The organism is Actinoplanes sp. NPDC049118, from assembly GCF_040648555.1.
GTDB lineage: Bacteria > Actinomycetota > Actinomycetes > Mycobacteriales > Micromonosporaceae > Actinoplanes.
Window position 1 is genome coordinate 91,566 of the sequence record NZ_JBEZDY010000021.1, and the last position, 15,351, is coordinate 106,916.

Annotated in this window: 14 protein-coding genes and 1 pseudogene; 7 read left to right on the forward strand and 8 right to left on the reverse strand. The window is 72.2% G+C overall.

What is annotated here, in order from left to right; all coding sequences use genetic code 11:
- Nucleotides 1–6 precede the first annotated feature (6 nt).
- A complete protein-coding gene (locus AB0B58_RS29635) occupies nt 7–444 on the forward strand; it encodes a hypothetical protein (RefSeq protein WP_360230194.1) in 438 nt (145 codons plus the stop codon).
- A 38-nt stretch (nt 445–482) separates the two neighbouring features.
- On the opposite strand, the gene AB0B58_RS29640 is transcribed toward AB0B58_RS29635, so the two are convergent.
- The 3 genes and pseudogenes from AB0B58_RS29640 to AB0B58_RS29650 all read right to left on the reverse strand — a co-directional run bounded on the left by AB0B58_RS29640 (nt 483) and on the right by AB0B58_RS29650 (nt 2,378).
- Nucleotides 483–1,448 (reverse strand): cysteine synthase, encoded by a 966-nt coding sequence (locus tag AB0B58_RS29640; protein WP_360230196.1) that lies wholly within the window; start codon nt 1,446–1,448, stop codon nt 483–485.
- 3 nt (nt 1,449–1,451) lie between these two features.
- A complete protein-coding gene (locus AB0B58_RS29645; RefSeq protein WP_360230198.1) occupies nt 1,452–1,811 on the reverse strand; it encodes a MoaD/ThiS family protein in 360 nt (119 codons plus the stop codon).
- A 64-nt stretch (nt 1,812–1,875) separates the two neighbouring features.
- A pseudogene (locus AB0B58_RS29650) lies at nt 1,876–2,378 on the reverse strand (M67 family metallopeptidase).
- Nucleotides 2,379–2,465: 87 nt separating this feature from the next.
- Here AB0B58_RS29650 and AB0B58_RS29655 point away from each other — a divergent pair.
- Nucleotides 2,466–3,326 carry an aldo/keto reductase gene (locus tag AB0B58_RS29655; protein ID WP_360230200.1) on the forward strand — a complete coding sequence of 287 codons (861 nt, stop codon included), beginning with the start codon at nt 2,466–2,468 and terminating at the stop codon, nt 3,324–3,326.
- Here the strand turns inward: AB0B58_RS29655 and AB0B58_RS29660 are convergent.
- On the reverse strand, nt 3,323–3,829 hold the full coding sequence (locus AB0B58_RS29660; RefSeq protein WP_360230202.1) for a DUF2017 domain-containing protein: 507 nt from the start codon (nt 3,827–3,829) through the stop codon (nt 3,323–3,325). The genes AB0B58_RS29655 and AB0B58_RS29660 overlap by 4 nt on opposite strands.
- A 20-nt stretch (nt 3,830–3,849) precedes the next feature.
- Nucleotides 3,850–4,140: an ATP-dependent Clp protease adapter ClpS gene (gene clpS / locus AB0B58_RS29665; RefSeq protein ID WP_360230204.1), complete on the reverse strand. Its 291-nt coding sequence runs from the start codon at nt 4,138–4,140 to the stop codon at nt 3,850–3,852.
- 327 nt (nt 4,141–4,467) lie between these two features.
- Here clpS and AB0B58_RS29670 point away from each other — a divergent pair, with 327 nt between their 5' ends.
- From AB0B58_RS29670 to AB0B58_RS29685, 4 genes are all read left to right on the forward strand, one after another.
- Nucleotides 4,468–7,059 carry a LuxR C-terminal-related transcriptional regulator gene (locus AB0B58_RS29670; RefSeq protein ID WP_360230206.1) on the forward strand — a complete coding sequence of 864 codons (2,592 nt, stop codon included), beginning with the start codon at nt 4,468–4,470 and terminating at the stop codon, nt 7,057–7,059.
- Nucleotides 7,060–7,092: 33 nt separating this feature from the next.
- Complete coding sequence (locus AB0B58_RS29675; protein ID WP_360230208.1) at nt 7,093–8,379, forward strand: nicotinate phosphoribosyltransferase; 1,287 nt, start codon at nt 7,093–7,095, stop codon at nt 8,377–8,379.
- A 10-nt stretch (nt 8,380–8,389) separates the two neighbouring features.
- Nucleotides 8,390–8,965, forward strand: coding sequence for an isochorismatase family protein (locus AB0B58_RS29680; protein ID WP_360230210.1), 576 nt, complete (start codon nt 8,390–8,392; stop codon nt 8,963–8,965).
- A gap of 68 nt (nt 8,966–9,033) precedes the next feature.
- Nucleotides 9,034–10,440 carry an MFS transporter gene (locus AB0B58_RS29685; RefSeq protein ID WP_360230212.1) on the forward strand — a complete coding sequence of 469 codons (1,407 nt, stop codon included), beginning with the start codon at nt 9,034–9,036 and terminating at the stop codon, nt 10,438–10,440.
- Nucleotides 10,441–11,089: 649 nt separating this feature from the next.
- Here AB0B58_RS29685 and ctaD read toward each other — a convergent pair.
- A complete protein-coding gene (gene ctaD / locus AB0B58_RS29690; RefSeq protein ID WP_360230214.1) occupies nt 11,090–12,847 on the reverse strand; it encodes a cytochrome c oxidase subunit I in 1,758 nt (585 codons plus the stop codon).
- A gap of 123 nt (nt 12,848–12,970) precedes the next feature.
- Nucleotides 12,971–14,080: an FAD-dependent monooxygenase gene (locus AB0B58_RS29695; RefSeq protein ID WP_360230216.1), complete on the reverse strand. Its 1,110-nt coding sequence runs from the start codon at nt 14,078–14,080 to the stop codon at nt 12,971–12,973.
- 141 nt (nt 14,081–14,221) lie between these two features.
- Here AB0B58_RS29695 and AB0B58_RS29700 point away from each other — a divergent pair, with 141 nt between their 5' ends.
- Nucleotides 14,222–14,623: a VOC family protein gene (locus AB0B58_RS29700; protein ID WP_360230218.1), complete on the forward strand. Its 402-nt coding sequence runs from the start codon at nt 14,222–14,224 to the stop codon at nt 14,621–14,623.
- Here the strand turns inward: AB0B58_RS29700 and AB0B58_RS29705 are convergent.
- Complete coding sequence (locus AB0B58_RS29705; RefSeq protein WP_360230220.1) at nt 14,620–15,282, reverse strand: helix-turn-helix transcriptional regulator; 663 nt, start codon at nt 15,280–15,282, stop codon at nt 14,620–14,622. The two genes, AB0B58_RS29700 and AB0B58_RS29705, sit on opposite strands and share 4 nt — an antisense overlap.
- Nucleotides 15,283–15,351 lie beyond the last annotated feature (69 nt).

The window sequence follows — 15,351 nt, forward strand, 5'->3', positions numbered from 1 at the left end:
GGCAGTGTGGCGACGACGGGCGTGGAAGAACCGCGGCGGACCCGGGTTCCGGTCCAGGAGTCCCCCGCCCCGGACGTGGTCCCGTTCGGATGGGAGAGGGATCCGGCCGGCCGGCCGGAGACGGCCGGCGAGGAAGAGGCGTTCTTCCGCTTCCCGGCCGCCGACGATCCCGCACCGGGCGCCCGGCGACTGCTGGCCATGTCCGTCTACGCGTCGTTCCTCGGCCTCGGCGGCGTCGGCGTCGGAATCCGCGGGATGGTGTCGCAGATCGGCGGCGGCGTGCCGGACTGGTACGTGCCCGTGCTCGCCATCCTCGGCATGGTGAGCGTCGCGTTCTCGGTGGGCGCGTTCCTCTCCATCCACCGGCGGATGCTGCCCTGGATGCTGCTGCTCGGCGCGGCCGTGCCGCTGGCGGCCGACGTCATGCTCGCCGTGGCCTACTGAGCCGGTGCGGCGCGGCCCGGGCCGCGCCGCACGAACGCTCAGGCCCAGAGCTGGCCCTCCAGGGCCTCCTCCGCCTCGCCGAGGGTGCCGCCGTAGGCGCCCGTCGACAGGTATTTCCAGCCGCCGTCGCAGACCACGAACGCCACGTCCGCCCGCGTGCCCGCCTTGACCGCCTCATGGGCGACCGCCAGCGCCGCGTGCAGGATCGCGCCGCTGGAGAAGCCGGCGAAGATGCCCTCGACCTCGACCAGCTGCCGGGTCCGCAGCACCGCGTCGCGGGTGCCGACCGAGAAGCGCCGGGTCAGGACGGTCTCGTCGTAGAGCTCGGGAACGTAGCCCTCGTCGATGTTGCGCAGGCCGTACACCAGCTCGCCGTAGCGCGGCTCGGCGGCGACGATCTGGATGCCGTCGACCTTCTCCCGCAGGAACCGGCCGGTGCCCATCAGCGTGCCGGTGGTGCCCAGGCCCGCCACGAAGTGGGTGATCGTCGGCAGGTCGTGCAGCAACTCCGGCCCGGTGGTCTCGTAGTGGGCGCGGGCGTTGCCCGGGTTGCCGTACTGGAAGAGCATGACCCAGTCGGGGTGCTCGGCCGCGATCTGCTTCGCCACCGCGACCGCCTGGTTCGACCCGCCCGCGGCCGGCGAGAAGATGATCTCCGCGCCGTACATCCGGAGGATCTGCACGCGCTCCGAGGAGACGTTCTCCGGCATCACGCAGACCAGCCGGTAGCCGCGCAGTTTCGCGACCATGGCCAGGGAGATGCCGGTGTTGCCGCTGGTCGGCTCCAGGATCGTGTCGCCCGGACGGAGCCGCCCGGACTCCTCCGCCTCGCGCACCATGAACAGCGCCGGGCGGTCCTTGATGCTGCCGGTCGGGTTGCGGTCCTCGAGCTTGGCCCAGAGCCGGACCGGCGGTGCCCCCTCGGGCACCGTCGGCGACAGGCGGGGCAGGCCGACCAGCGGCGTGCCCCCACAGGCGTCCAGCAGGCTCTCGTAGCGAGCCATCGCTTACCGGCCTTCGGTCAGCTCAGGGGCCGTGGCGTTCCGGTTGGACGAGCTGCCGAGCAGGGCCGCGGCGGCGGCGAAGCCCAGGGCACCGCCGGCGACGGCCGGCAGGATCGTCACGGCGTCGCCGTCGGCCAGCTTCGCGTCGAGGGCGCCCAGGAAGCGGACGTCCTCGTCGTTGACGTAGATGTTGACGAAACGGTGCAGGCCGCCCTCGGGCGTGAGCAGCCGGCCCTTGAGGCCGGAGTGCTTGGCGTCGAGGTCGTCGATCAGGCCGGACAGGGTCGCACCGGAGCCCTCGACGACCTTCGAACCGCCGGTGTAGCTGCGCAGGATGGTCGGGACGCGAACTTCGATAGCCATGGTTGTGATGCTCCTAGAAAGAGAGAAGTCGAGAGAGTTCGGGGGCAGGCCGGCAGAGGTCGCGTCAGCGACACTCGTAGTAGACCGAGGCCGGGCTCTGCCCGAACATGTACGACTGGACGGCGTAGCCGTCCGCACTCCCACTCACGCGTCCACCGTCGCATCCACGATGTTGACCTCTTCCTCGGTCACCACACCGTCCACGATACGGAACGAGCGGATCTCCTCGGAGTCCGGCTCGCGGGTCGATACCAGTACGTAATGGGCACCCGGTTCGCCGGCGAAGGAGATGTCGGTGCGGGACGGGTACGCCTCCGTCGCGGTGTGCGAGTGGTAGATGACCACCGGCTCCTCGTCGTTGTCGTCCATCTCGCGCCAGATCCGCAACTGCTCCATCGAGTCGAACTCGTAGAAGGTCATCGACCGGGCCGCGTTGTCCATCGCGATGTGCCGGGTGGGCAGGTCACTGCCGATCGCTCCGGCGACCACGCCGCAGGCCTCGTCGGGGTGGTCCCGGCGGGCGTGGGCGACGATCGCGTCGACGATCGCGCTGTCGATGGTCAGCACGGTGTTCACATTACCGTGACCCCGCGGCGCACCGGGCGTGGCAGTGCTCACGCGCGTACCGATCGACGACCGGGGTATGCCTGGGGAATGAAGCAGCGAATCATAGGAAACGTCCAGGTGGGCGCCGTCGGGCTCGGTGGCATGCCGATGTCCATCGAGGGGCGCCCCGAGATCGACCGCTCGGTCCGGACCGTGCACGCCGCGCTCGACGCCGGCGTGACCCTGTTCGACACGGCCGATGCCTACCACGTCCACGCCGACGAGGTCGGGCACAACGAGACGCTGATCGCCCAGGCGCTGGCGAGCTGGGGCGGCGACACCTCCGGCGTGCTGGTCGCCACCAAGGGCGGGCACCTGCGCCCCGGCGACGGCTCGTGGACCGTCGACGGCTCCCCCGCGCACCTGCGCGAGGCCGTCGAGGGCTCGCTGAAGCGGCTCGGCGTCGACGCGATCGGCCTCTACCAGTTCCACCGCCCGGACCCCCGGATCCCGTACGCGGAGTCGGTCGGCGCCGTCCGCGACCTGCTCGACGAGGGCAAGATCCGGCTGGCCGGCATCTCGAACGCGAATGTCGAGCAGATCCGGCAGGCGCGGCAGATCCTCGGCGGCCGGCTCGCCGCGGTGCAGAACCAGTTCTCGCCCGCGTTCCGCTCCTCGGAGCCCGAGCTGCGGCTCTGCGACGAGCTGGGGATCGCCTTCCTGCCGTATTCGCCGCTCGGCGGCATCGCCCGGGCGGGCGAGCTGGGCGACCGGTTCGGCGAATTCGCCGGGGTCGCCGCCGCGCACGGGGTCAGCCCGCAACGGGTGGCGCTGGCGTGGATGCTGGCCAAGAGCCCGCACGTCGTCCCGATCCCGGGCGCCAGCCGGCCCGAGTCGATCATCGACTCGGCCCGGGCGCCGGAGCTGATCCTGACCGGCGCCGAGCAGGCCCGGCTCGACGCGGCCTAGCGTTCGTCGATCTCCGGCAGCGCGTTCAGCAGCGATTCCTGCAGATAGCCCAGGTACGCGTAGACGGAGAGCTGGAAGACCCGGCTCGACGCGGGGTCGTGGACGACGGCCTCGTCCAGTTCGTCGTTCAGGTCGGTGTCGCCCTGGATGTCGAGCCGGGTCCCCATTGCCAGGCGCGCGTCGTTGATCGCGCGCAGCCAGGCCTCGGCCTCCTCGCCGTCCAGGCTCACCTCGCCCGGCCCGTCGTCGGGCAGCGCGGCGAGGATGGCGCCGGCCTGGTCGATCTTGCCCGTCTTGAGGTCACCCTCGGTGTAGAGGCGGAACTCGGCGGAGTCCTCCGGCCGGTCCGGGTAGATGTCCGGGAAGAGCCGGCCGACCACCGGATCGGTGTGGTCGAAGCCGTCCATGAGCAGCCCCACGACCTCGCCGGCGACCTTGCGCAGCACGCGCACCTCGTCGACGGCGAACATGGCAACGCACTGGCTGCCGTTGCGTCGGAACATCTGTCAGTCCACCTGCCAACTCACGCCCGGTCAACCGTCGCCCACAGACCGTAGCCGTGGAGTTGCGAAGCGTCCATCTCCATGCGCTCGCGCGCGCCGCTGGAGACGACCGCCTTGCCCTTGTTATGCACGTCCATCATCAGTTGCTCGGCCCTGTCGTGGCTGTAGCCGAACAGCTTCTGGAAGACCCAGGTCACGTACGACATCAGATTGACCGGATCGTCCCAGACGATCGTTACCCACGGCCGGTCATCGGCGGGTACCTCCTCGATCTGCGGCGTCTCGACGGGAGCGACCTGAGGCAACGCCATGCCCCCATCGTGCCACGCCGATTCGGCCAGGGGTCGAACCGCTGGACCCATGCGCGTCGCGAAGGCGGGAGATGGCGCGGCCCCGAGCCCGCGCCACGCCCGCCGGGGACCGCGCGGGGCAGGCGACCGCGGGCGGGGAGACCGGCGGGCGCCCGGGCCCGCCCCGCCAGGCTGAGCCCGGGCAGCCACGCCGGCACCGCCGAACCGTATGGGACCGCCGGGGGCCCAGACAGATGTCTGATTACTCACCGTTTCGACCTTGGATACTCATTTTGGAACGTAGTCTGAGCGTGACCTGAAGATGACGGATCTCGATATGCTGGCTCGGTGGAGCACTGGGAATTCGTCGGTCGCGCCGACGAGTTGGCCCGTCTCACGAGCGCCGCGACGATCGGCTCGGACCGCGGCCTGATCCTCAGTGGGGCCGCCGGCATCGGCAAGAGCCGCCTGCTGCACCAGGCCGTCTCCGAACTGCCGGCCGAGCAGTATTCGGTGCACTGCGCCTCGGCCAACATCGCCAGTTCCGGGCTGCCGTTCGGCGGCCTCGCCCAGATCCTGCCGCCCGACGTGCCCGCCGGGCTCTCCCCGGCCGGGCTGCTGCGCTGGGCGGTCGACGGCCTGCACGCCACGGCGGGCGACCGGCCGATAGTGCTGGCGATCGACGACGCCCACCTGCTCGACCCGCCCTCCGCCGCGCTCGCCCACCTGCTGGTTCGGGAGGGCGCCACGCTGCTGGGCGCGCTGCGGATCGCCGAGCCCGTGCCCACGCCGATCAGCGCACTGTGGACCGAGGGCCTGCTGAGCCACGCCGAGCTGGCGCCGCTCACCGACGAGGAGTCGCGGGAACTGCTCACCGCGCTGGTCGGCGGGCCGGTCGAGGCCGGATCGGCGCAGCGGCTCGCCCGCCTGGGCGGCGGCAACCCGCTGCTGCTGCGCGAACTGGTGCTGGCGGCGGTCGGCGGCGGCGAGCTGATCCGGACGTACGGGTTCTGGCGCTGGACCGGCCGCCTGACGCTGGCGCCGAGCCTCGCCGACCTGGTCGACGCCCGGATCGGCGGGCTGACGGCCGGCGTCCGCGACGTGCTCGAGCTGGTCTCGTTCGGCGAGCCGCTCGGGCTGGCGCTGCTGCTGCGCGGCGCGGAGCCCCGGGACGTGGAGGCCGCCGAGGAGCGCGGCCTGATCCGGGTGGTCGCCGACGAGCGCCGCCGCGACGTCCGGCTCGCGCACCCGCTCTACGGCGAGGTGGTCCGCCGTCGCTGCCCGGTCACCCGGTCCCGGCGGCTGCTTGCCGGCCTCGCCGACCTGGTCGAGGGCACCGGCGCCCGGCGCCGCGACGACCTGCTGCGGGTCGCCGTCTGGCGGCTGGACTCCGGTACGGCCCAGGACGCCGCGCTGCTGCTCGACGCCGCCCGGCAGGCGTTCGGCCGCTTCGACATCGGCCTGGCGTTGCGCCTGGCCGGGGCGGCGCACGACGCCGGCGGCGGCTACCCGGCCGCCGAGCTGCTCGCCACCGTGCTGCTCTTCGCCGACAGCCCGGAGGAGGCCCTCGCCGTCCTGGACGCCACCCCGGACGACAGCGCCCGCGGGCTCACCTCCCGCGCCGCCGTCGAGTTCTTCGGGCTCGGCCGGGCCGAGGCCGCCGACACGCTGGCCGCGGCCAAGCTGAGCGTGCCGGCCGAGGCCGCCCGGGTGCACGCGCTCGAGGCGTTCATCCGGCTCCAGCTCGACGAGCTGGAACCGGCCCGCGCCCTGGCCCGTGGCGTGCTCGACGAACCCTCGGCCGGCGTCGCGACCAAGGCGCTCGCCCGTTGCGTGCTGGCGTTCCTCGCGGCGGCCGGCGGCGACCCCGGCGCCAGCGCCGAGCTGATCGCCGCGGTCGTCGCGGACACGGCGGCCTGGCGGCGCGACACCCCGGCGGTGCAGTACGCGCTGCAGATGGCCGAGGGCACCCTGGTCAGCGTGTCGCTGGACCTGCCGGGCATCGACCGGATCCTGGCGGCGGAGTTCGCACACCTCGCCCAGGCCGGCGGCTTCGGATTCGGCTCCGGCTGGGTGTCGCTGCTGCAGGCCCGGGCCGCGCTGCTGCGCGGGCGCACCGACGAGGCGCTACGCGCCACCGAGCAGGCCTGCGCGGCGCTCGCCCCGGCCCGCGTCTACGACGGCAGCGCACACTTCGCCCGCGCCAACGTGGCGGCGCTGCTCGGTCAGGTCACGCTGGCCGTCGACGCGCTGGCCGTCGCAGAGTCGGCCTCTGGCGGCGCGGTCGGGCTCTACTACCCGTGGTGGGAGCAGGCCCGCGCGTGGACGCTGGTGTGCCAGGGGGAACTCGCCGCGGCCGTACAGGTGCTGCGCGGCTCCGCGACCCGGGCGCGGGCCGACGGCTTCCACGGCCATGAGCTGCTCGCCCTCTACGATCTGGTCCGGCTCGGGCGCCCGGACCTGGCCGCGGACCGGATGACCGCCCTCGCCGGGACGGTCGGCGGGTGCGCGGCACCGCTGCTGATCAGGCACGCCCGGGCCTGCGCGGACGAGGCCGCCGAGGACCTGTTCGCGGTCGCCCGCGAGTTCGCGGTGCTCGGCCACCAGCTCTTCGCGGCGGAGGCCGCGGCCGGCGCGGTCCGGATCTTCCGCCAGGCCCGGGACCCGCGGGCGCTGGCCGCGAGCACGCTGATGGCCGACGTCCTGAGCCGCTGCGGCACGATGCGCACGCCCGCGCTGCTGGCGGTCCAGCCGGCGCTGACCGTGCGCGAGCGCCAGGTGGCCGAGCTCGCCGCCGAGGGCGTTCGGAGCCGGGAGATCGCCGACCGGCTCTACCTGTCGCCACGCACGGTGGAGAACCATTTGCAGCGGGTCTACACCAAGCTGGGCGTGAACGGGCGGATCGAGCTGGCGCCCGCGCTTCGCCTGTTCCCGCAGTGAGACGGGCCGGCGCGGCACGCCTAAGGTGGATCAGTGACCCCTTTCGCGCCCGCGCTGCTGACCGACCAGTACGAGCTGACCATGGTCAGCGCCGCCCTCAAAGACGGCACGGCGAACCGCCGCAGCGTCTTCGAGGTGTTCGCCCGGCGGCTGCCCACCGGGCGCCGCTACGGCGTGGTCGCGGGCCAGGGGCGCCTCATGGAGCTCATCCGGGACTTCCGCTTCACCGCCGTCGACATCGAGTTCCTGCGCGGATCGGGGATCGTCGACGAGACCACCGCGGCTTGGCTCGCGGACTACCGCTTCACCGGCGACATCGACGGGTACGCCGAGGGCGAGCTGTTCTTCCCCGGCTCCCCGATCATGACGGTGTCCGGCGGCTTCGCCGAGTGCGTGGTGCTGGAGACGCTCATCCTGTCGGTGCTCAACCACGACTGCGCGATCGCGGCGGGCGCGGCCCGGATGGTCACCGCCGCCCGGGGACGGCCGATCATCGAGATGGGCTCCCGGCGTACGCACGAGGAGGCCGCCGTGGCCGCGGCCCGCGCCGCCTATCTCGCGGGTTTCGCCTCGACGTCCAACCTGGCGGCCGGCGGCCGCTACGGCATACCGACCACCGGCACGTCGGCGCACGCGTTCACGCTGCTGCACGACGACGAGCCGGCGGCGTTCGCCTCGCAGGTGGCGGCCCTCGGCAAGAACACGACGCTGCTGGTCGACACCTACGACATCGCGCAGGGCATCCGCAACGCGATCGCGGTGGCCGGGCCCGACCTGCGCGCGGTCCGGATCGACTCGGGCGACCTGTCGGTGCTGGCCCAGCACTCCCGCGAGCTGCTCGACTCGCTCGGCGCCACGGAGACGAAGATCATCGTCTCCGGCGACATGGACGAGTACTCGATCGCCACCCTGGCCGCCGAGCCGGTCGACATGTACGGCGCCGGCACCGCGGTCGTGACGGGCTCCGGCGCGCCGACGGCCGGGCTGGTCTACAAGCTGGTCGAGGTCGAGGGCCGCGCGGTGGTCAAGCGCTCGGAGAACAAGGCGACGGTCGGCGGCCGCAAGACCGCGATCCGGCGGCACAAGCCGACCGGTACGGCCACCGAGGAGATCGTGGTGTCGCAGGGCGTGCCCGACCACGTCGCCAACGACCGCCTCCTGCAGCGCTCGTTCGTGGTGGCCGGCGAGATCATGGAGGCGCCGACGCTCGCCGAGTCCCGCGGCCACCTGCGCCAGTGCCTGATCTCGATCCCCTGGGAAGGCCTGAAACTGTCCGCCGGCGACCCGGCGATCCCGGTCACCGTGGTCCCGACCTCCTGAGAGGCATGTCATGTCGCGCGCGCTCATCATCGTCGACGTTCAGAACGACTTCTGCGAAGGCGGCTCGCTGGCCGTACCCGGCGGGGCCGGCGTGGCCGCGGGAATCACGTCGGCGCTGACCACCGGCACCTGGGACCACGTCGTGGCGACCAAGGACTACCACGTGGACCCGGGCGCCCACTTCAGCGCCCACCCGGACTTCGTCGACTCGTGGCCGGCCCACTGCGTCGCGGGCACGGGAGGCGCCGATTTCCACCCGGCGCTGGGCACGGAGAAGGTCGAGGCGGTGTTCCACAAGGGCGCGCACGCGGCGGCGTACTCGGGCTTCGAGGGCCACACGGCCGACGGCGAGACCCTGGCGGACTGGCTGCGGTCCCGCGAGGTGACCGAGGTCGACGTGGTGGGCATCGCGACGGACCACTGCGTACGGGCGACGGCGCTGGACGCGGCGGCGGCCGGCTTCGCCACGACCGTCCTGCTCGACCTGACGGCGGGCGTCGCCGCGGCGACGACGACGGCCGCGCTGGCCCAGTTCACCCAGGCCGAGGTGCGTACGACCGGCACGCCGGTGGTCATCGGGACGTGACCAACATCTAATCGGGTTGGGGTTGTCGTACCCCTGGCGCAGACTGTCCCGCGGAGGTTAGGTCCGCTATGACACTCACGCCTTACCGGGAGACGCTCGCGCTGCGCGGCATCCGCTCGCTGCTCATCGTGGCGACGCTGGCCCGTATCCCGATCACGGCGGGCACGGTCACCCTGACGCTGCACGTCACCCAGGATCTGCACCTGGGCTATGCGGCCGCCGGCCTGGTCGGCGCTGCCTTCACCATCGGCAACTCGATCGGCGCGCCGGTGATGGGCCGGATCACCGACCGCAAGGGCCTGCGCCCGGTGCTGCTGCTCACCACCGTGGCCGAGGTCACGTTCTGGACGACGGCGCAGGCCATGCCCTACTGGGCGCTGCTGCTCGCGGCGATGGTCGGCGGCTTCCTGACCCTGCCGGCCTTCGCGGTGGCCCGCCAGTCGATCGCGGCGCTGGCGCCCGAGTCCCACCGCCTGCCGGCCTTCGCCCTGGACTCGATCACCACCGAGCTGTCGTTCATGGCCGGGCCGGCGCTGGGCGTCCTGGTCTGCACGACCGCGGGCGCCCGGGTGGCGATGCTGGCGGTCGGCGCGGGCATCCTCGTCTCCGGAGTGGGTCTCTACCTGCTGAACCCGCCGGTCCGCGGCAAGGACGAGGCCCCGATCTCGGCGGGCGAGCGGGTGCACCGCAGCACCTGGCTGCGCCCCAGGCTGGTGGCCGTCCTGGCGATCAGCAGCGCGGCGACCCTGGTGCTGAGCGGCACGGACGTGGCCGTGGTCGCGGTGCTGCAGAACGCCGGCGAGGTCGAGTGGACCGGGGCGGTGCTGGGCATGTGGGCGGCCTACTCGCTGATCGGCGGGTTCGCATACGGAACCGTGCGGCAGGGGCTGTCGCCGCTGACCCTGTTCGCGCCGATGGCGCTGCTGACGATCCCCGTGGGGCTGGCGGGCGGGCACTGGTGGCTGCTGGGCCTGCTGCTGATCCCGGCGGGGGCGCTGTGCGCCCCGACGATCACGGCGACGGCGGACGCGGTCAGCAGGCTGACCCCGGCGTCGGCCCGAGGTGAGGCGATGGGGCTGCACAACTCGTCGCTGACCGTCGGGGTGGCGCTGGGCGCGCCGCTCGCGGGCGTGGTGATGGACACCTGGTCGCCGGCCTGGGGGTTCGCGGCCGTCGGCGGCGTGGGGCTGCTGGTGGCGGCTCTGACGCTGCCGGCCGAGTTCCAGCGCCGCCGTGCGGCGGCCGCCGCCCCCGCGCCCGGCTCCGACACCGCGGCCGGTTCCATTCCCGCGGCCCGCTCCGCCGCGACGGCCGGCTCAGCCGCCAACGGCGCAGCCGTTGCGGCCGTCCCTTCCGCGCCCGACGAACCGGGGGACCCGGGCGGCGAGATCGGGCGGGCTGCCGGTGATCCGCAGGCAGATCCCACGCTGGCAGCCGCCGCGCCCGGTCCGGCGACCGAGTTCCTGGCACCCTGACGCCACTGGCCCGGGCACCGACCGCACTCAGCCAGAGCACATCGGTCTCGCGGCGGATCAACCCGGGCCTCGGGCGGGCCAGCCCGGACCTCACCGCAGACCAGCCCACGCCACGCACAGACCAGCCCGGACCTCACCGCAGACCAGCCCACGCCACGCACAGACCAGCCCGGACCTCGCACGGGCCAGCCCGGGCCTCGGCTGTTTCGAAGGATGACCGGGCTGCGTCGGGCCCCGGCGAAACCCGGACCCCGTCTGACCTCGACCCTTTCGAAACCGCTGCTGGGAACAGCCCGGCTCCGGGCTCCTGGTGTTCTAGGAGGTTCGGGGTGGGCCGTTGTCGCTTCCGGGCCCGCCAGGGTCGCCCGAGCCTGCCTGGCAGGTCGCGCCCGCGCCGACTCGGCCGCGCACTCAGCGAGGACCGGGACCGCGGAACGCATGTCAGTGGTTGAGCGCACCCCTCCGCCAGGCCGCAGCCTCTCCACCGGGCCGCACACCCTCCCGCCGGGCCGCACACCCTCCCGCCAGGCCGGGGGCCGGGTGACCTTGGTCGCGCTCAGCCGGCGCGGCCGCAGCGGCAAACGGGCCCGCCCCCGGACTCAAGGTTCTGAGTCCGGGGGCGGGCCGCTGTCGCTTCAGTGCCTGCGGGTCAGTGCTTACCGTGGTCGCTCAGGTCTTCCACGTAGGTCGCGCCGCCGTCCGACTCGGCCGTCAGCGGGCGGGCGCCGCCCTCCGGCGGGCCCGCGACCGACTGGGAGCCGGCCGCCAGCTCCGGGAACTTCGCGTCGAAGGCCGGGCGCTCCGAGCGGATGCGGGGCATCTTGTCGAAGTTGCGCAGCGGAGGCGGCGAGCTGGTCGCCCACTCCAGCGAGTTGCCGGCGCCCCACGGGTCGTCGACCGTGACGAGCTGGCCGACCTTGTAGGACTTCCACACGTTGTAGATGAACGGCAGGGTCGACGCGCCGAGGACGAAGGAGCCGACCGTCGAGAACGTGTTGAGGAACGTGAAGCCGTCGCTCGGCAGGTAGTCCGCGTAGCGGCGGGGCATGCCCTCCGCGCCCACCCAGTGCTGGACCAGGAACGTGGCGTGGAAGCCGATGAACGTCAGCCAGAAGTGAATCTTGCCGAGGCGGTCGTCGAGCATTCGGCCGAACATCTTCGGGAACCAGAAGTAGATGCCCGAGAACACCGCGAACACGATCGTGCCGAAGAGCACGTAGTGGAAGTGCGCGATGACGAAGTACGAGTCCGAGACGTGGAAGTCGATCGGCGGGGCCGCGAGCAGCACGCCGGACAGGCCACCGAAGAGGAACGTCACGAGGAAGCCGAGTGCGAACAGCATCGGCGTCTCGAAGCTGATCTGGCCGCGCCACATCGTGCCGATCCAGACGAAGAACTTCATGCCCGTCGGTACCGCGATGAGGAAGCTCAGGAAGCTGAAGAACGGCAGCAGCACCTGACCGGTGACGAACATGTGGTGCGCCCACACGCTCATCGACAGGGCCGCGATCAGCAGGGTCGCGCCGACCAGGCCCTTGTAGCCGAAGACCGGCTTGCGGCTGAAGACCGGGATGACCTCGGTGATGATGCCGAAGAAGGGCAGCGCGACGATGTAGACCTCGGGGTGGCCGAAGAACCAGAAGAGGTGCTGCCACAGCATCGGGCCGCCGGTCTCCACGTCGAAGACGTGCGCGCCGAGGACGCGGTCGGCGGCCAGCGCGAACAGCGCCGCGGCGAGGAACGGGAAGACCATGATCACCAGGAGGCTGGTGACCAGGATGTTCCACGTGAAGATCGGCATCCGGAACATCGTCATGCCGGGCGCGCGCAGCGTGATGATCGTCGTGATCATGTTGACGCCACCGAGGATGGTGCCCAGACCCGAGATCGCCAGGCCGACGACCCACATGTTGCCGCCGACGCCCGGCGAGTGCAGCGAGTCGCTCAGCGGCGTGTAGGCGAACCAGCCGAAGTCGGCCGCGCCCTGCGGCGTGAGGAACCCGGCGACGGCGATCGTGCCGCCGAACAGGTACAGCCAGTACGCGAACGCGTTGAGCCGCGGGAACGACACGTCGGGCGCGCCGATCTGGATCGGCACCACGAAGTTCGCGAACGCGAACACGATCGGCGTCGCGAAGAACAGCAGCATGATCGTGCCGTGCATCGTGAACAGCTGGTTGTACTGCTCCGGCGACAGGACCTGCATGCCCGGCCGAGCCAGCTCGGTGCGCATGAGCAGGGCCATGAATCCGCCCAGGATATAGAACACGAAGGCGGTGATCATGTACATGATCCCGATCTGCTTCGCGTCCGTCGTCCGCAGGATCCGCGCGAGGGCCGAGCCCTTCACCTGCTGTCGCACCGGCCAGGGCCGGGTCACGATCGGCTTAGGCGCAACGGTCGTCACGGATAGCCTCCGGTGTCTCGTTCGTCCCACTGCGTACACCCGAGTGGAAAGGCGTACCTCGCAGGCAGAATAGTCCCCCGCCGACCCCCGGCGGGCGCGGGGTGACCAAAGCTCACCCAGATCTCAGAACGGTTCGACGAGTCCCCGTAACTGGTCTGCGAAGATCGTCTGGCCCCGCCTGCGCAGCATAGGGTCGCGCTGCGCCGGGGACACATCTCGGGTCCGGTCGCGCTCCTGGGTCCACCCCCGGACCTGGTCACAGCGCGCCGCACGCCTTTTCTCGTACGCACGCAGCGCCGCCGGCACGTCGTCCGCACCGGCCTTGAGCACCTCGCCGAGCACCACGGCGTCCTCGAAGGCCATGGCGGCGCCCTGCGCCAGCGTCGGCGCGGTCGCGTGAGCGGCATCACCGACGAGCAGGACCGAACCCTTCGACCAGCCCTCGAGCACCACCTCGTCGGTGCGCGCGACCTGCACCTTCTCCAGTGCGTCGAGGATCGCCGGCACCGGACCGCCGAAGTCCTTGAACAGCTCCCGAACCCGGGCCACCGGGTCCGCCGGATTCGGCGTACCGGGCCCGGCCGTCTCGTCGGCGTGGCAGTAGAGCCGCCGCCCGCCCATCGGCATCACGACGAACTGGGACCGGAGCCCGAGCAGGGCCGTCCAGTCGCTGACCGGCGGGCCGCCGGTGACCACGCTGCGGTAGACGATCTGGCCCGTCGGGGTCGCCGGCCCGCCCAGCCCGGCCTTGGCCCGGATCGTGGAGCGCCGGCCGTCGGCGCCGACGACGAGGTCGTACTCGGCGACGGCGCCGCTGTCGAACTCGACCTTGACGCCGCCGTCGATGAGCTCCAGGTCCCGGACGGCCGTGTCGTAGCGCACCTCGCCGCCGACTCCGGTCAGCAGCACCTGCTGCAGGTCACCACGGGACAGCGCGCGGCTCTCCCCCACGCCGGCCCAGAGCGCGGCGACATCCAGCTCGAACAGGTCACCGCCGCCGGCGTCCTGGAAGACCTGTCGGAAGATCAGGTGGCCGAGCGGCCGCAGCGGCGCGTCGAGGCCGAGCAGCCGCAGCGCCCGGGACGCGTTGCCGGGCAGGTAGATACCGGCGCCGGGGACCGTCGTGGCCGGAAGCTCCTCGACGACGTCCGGACGGAAACCCGCTATGCGAAGCCCTCGGGCCGTCGCGAGGCCGCTGATGCCGGCGCCCACGACGAGGATGCGCAAGGTCATCGCAGCAACGCCTCCGAGGGGTGTTCGATACGCGTCGGAGCCAAGACACTACCCGCCGCCGTCGGAGCACGGAACCCACGATCATGTCCGCGTCCGATTTGTTCAATACGATCGGTCCGAGATGGTCGTAGCGTCACCGTCATGGCACCTACCTTCAATGCGATCGGCCTCGCGGTGGCCGACATGGAAAAGTCACTCGCGTTCTATCGCCGGCTCGGGCTGGTATTCCCGCCCGGGGCGGAGCGGGAACCACACGCCGAGTCCGAACTGCCGGGCGGGCTCCGGCTGCTCCTCGACACGCACGAGACGATTCTCTCGTTCGATCCCGGCTTCACGCCGGGCAGCGGGAGCGCGTCCCTCGCCTTCCGTTGTGCCGATCCGGCTGAAGTGGACAGCACCCACGCCGACCTGGTCGGCGCCGGGTACCGGTCCCGAAAGGAGCCGTGGGACGCCTTCTGGGGTCAGCGATACGCCGTCGTGTCCGACCCGGACGGCAACGGTGTCGACCTCTTCGCACCGACACCCGAGCAGCCGTCCGCCTAGCCGACCAGCTCGCCGAGCGGCACGCCGGCCAGCGCTCTCACGTCGCGGGACAGGTGTGCCTGATCGGCGTAGCCCGCGACGGCGGACACGTCGGCGAACGGCCGCCCCGCCCGGGCCAGGCCCACCGCCGTCTGCAGCCGCAGGATCCGGGCGAGCGTCTTCGGCCCGTAGCCGAAGGCGGTCCGGCACCGGCGCTGCAGCTGCCGTGCGCTCAGGCCGCACTCGTCGGCGATCGCGCCGACCGGCCGGCCCGCCCGCGCCCCGGCGGCGACGGCGACCATGGCTCGGTCCGGATCACGCCAGCGGCGCCGAGCGAACCCCTCCAGCGCCGCGACCGGATCGTCGGCCTCGGCCAGCGGCCTCACCTCGGCCGGCGCCGCGACCTGGTCGATCGGGACCTGCCGGTCGGTGAACTCGTCGGCGGGGATGCCGAGCACACCGGGGCCGGTGCCGACCGCGAAACGCAACGCGAAGAGCCTGCTGCGCGCCGGCGACGTGCCGACCTGCGCCGCGGTGTCCGGGCCGGCGATGAAGACCGAGCCGTCCTGCCAGATCAGGTCGAGGCAGCCGTCGGGAAGCACGCGCGTGACGGCGCCGGGCGGCATCGTGCTGCGCCAGGCGACGACGTGCGGCAGGTTCGCGGCCCATTCGACGTACATGGGCCGACCCTGGCACGGGGGTACGACAATCTGCGAATGACGACGGTGTAGTTCCGGCGGACAATCGCG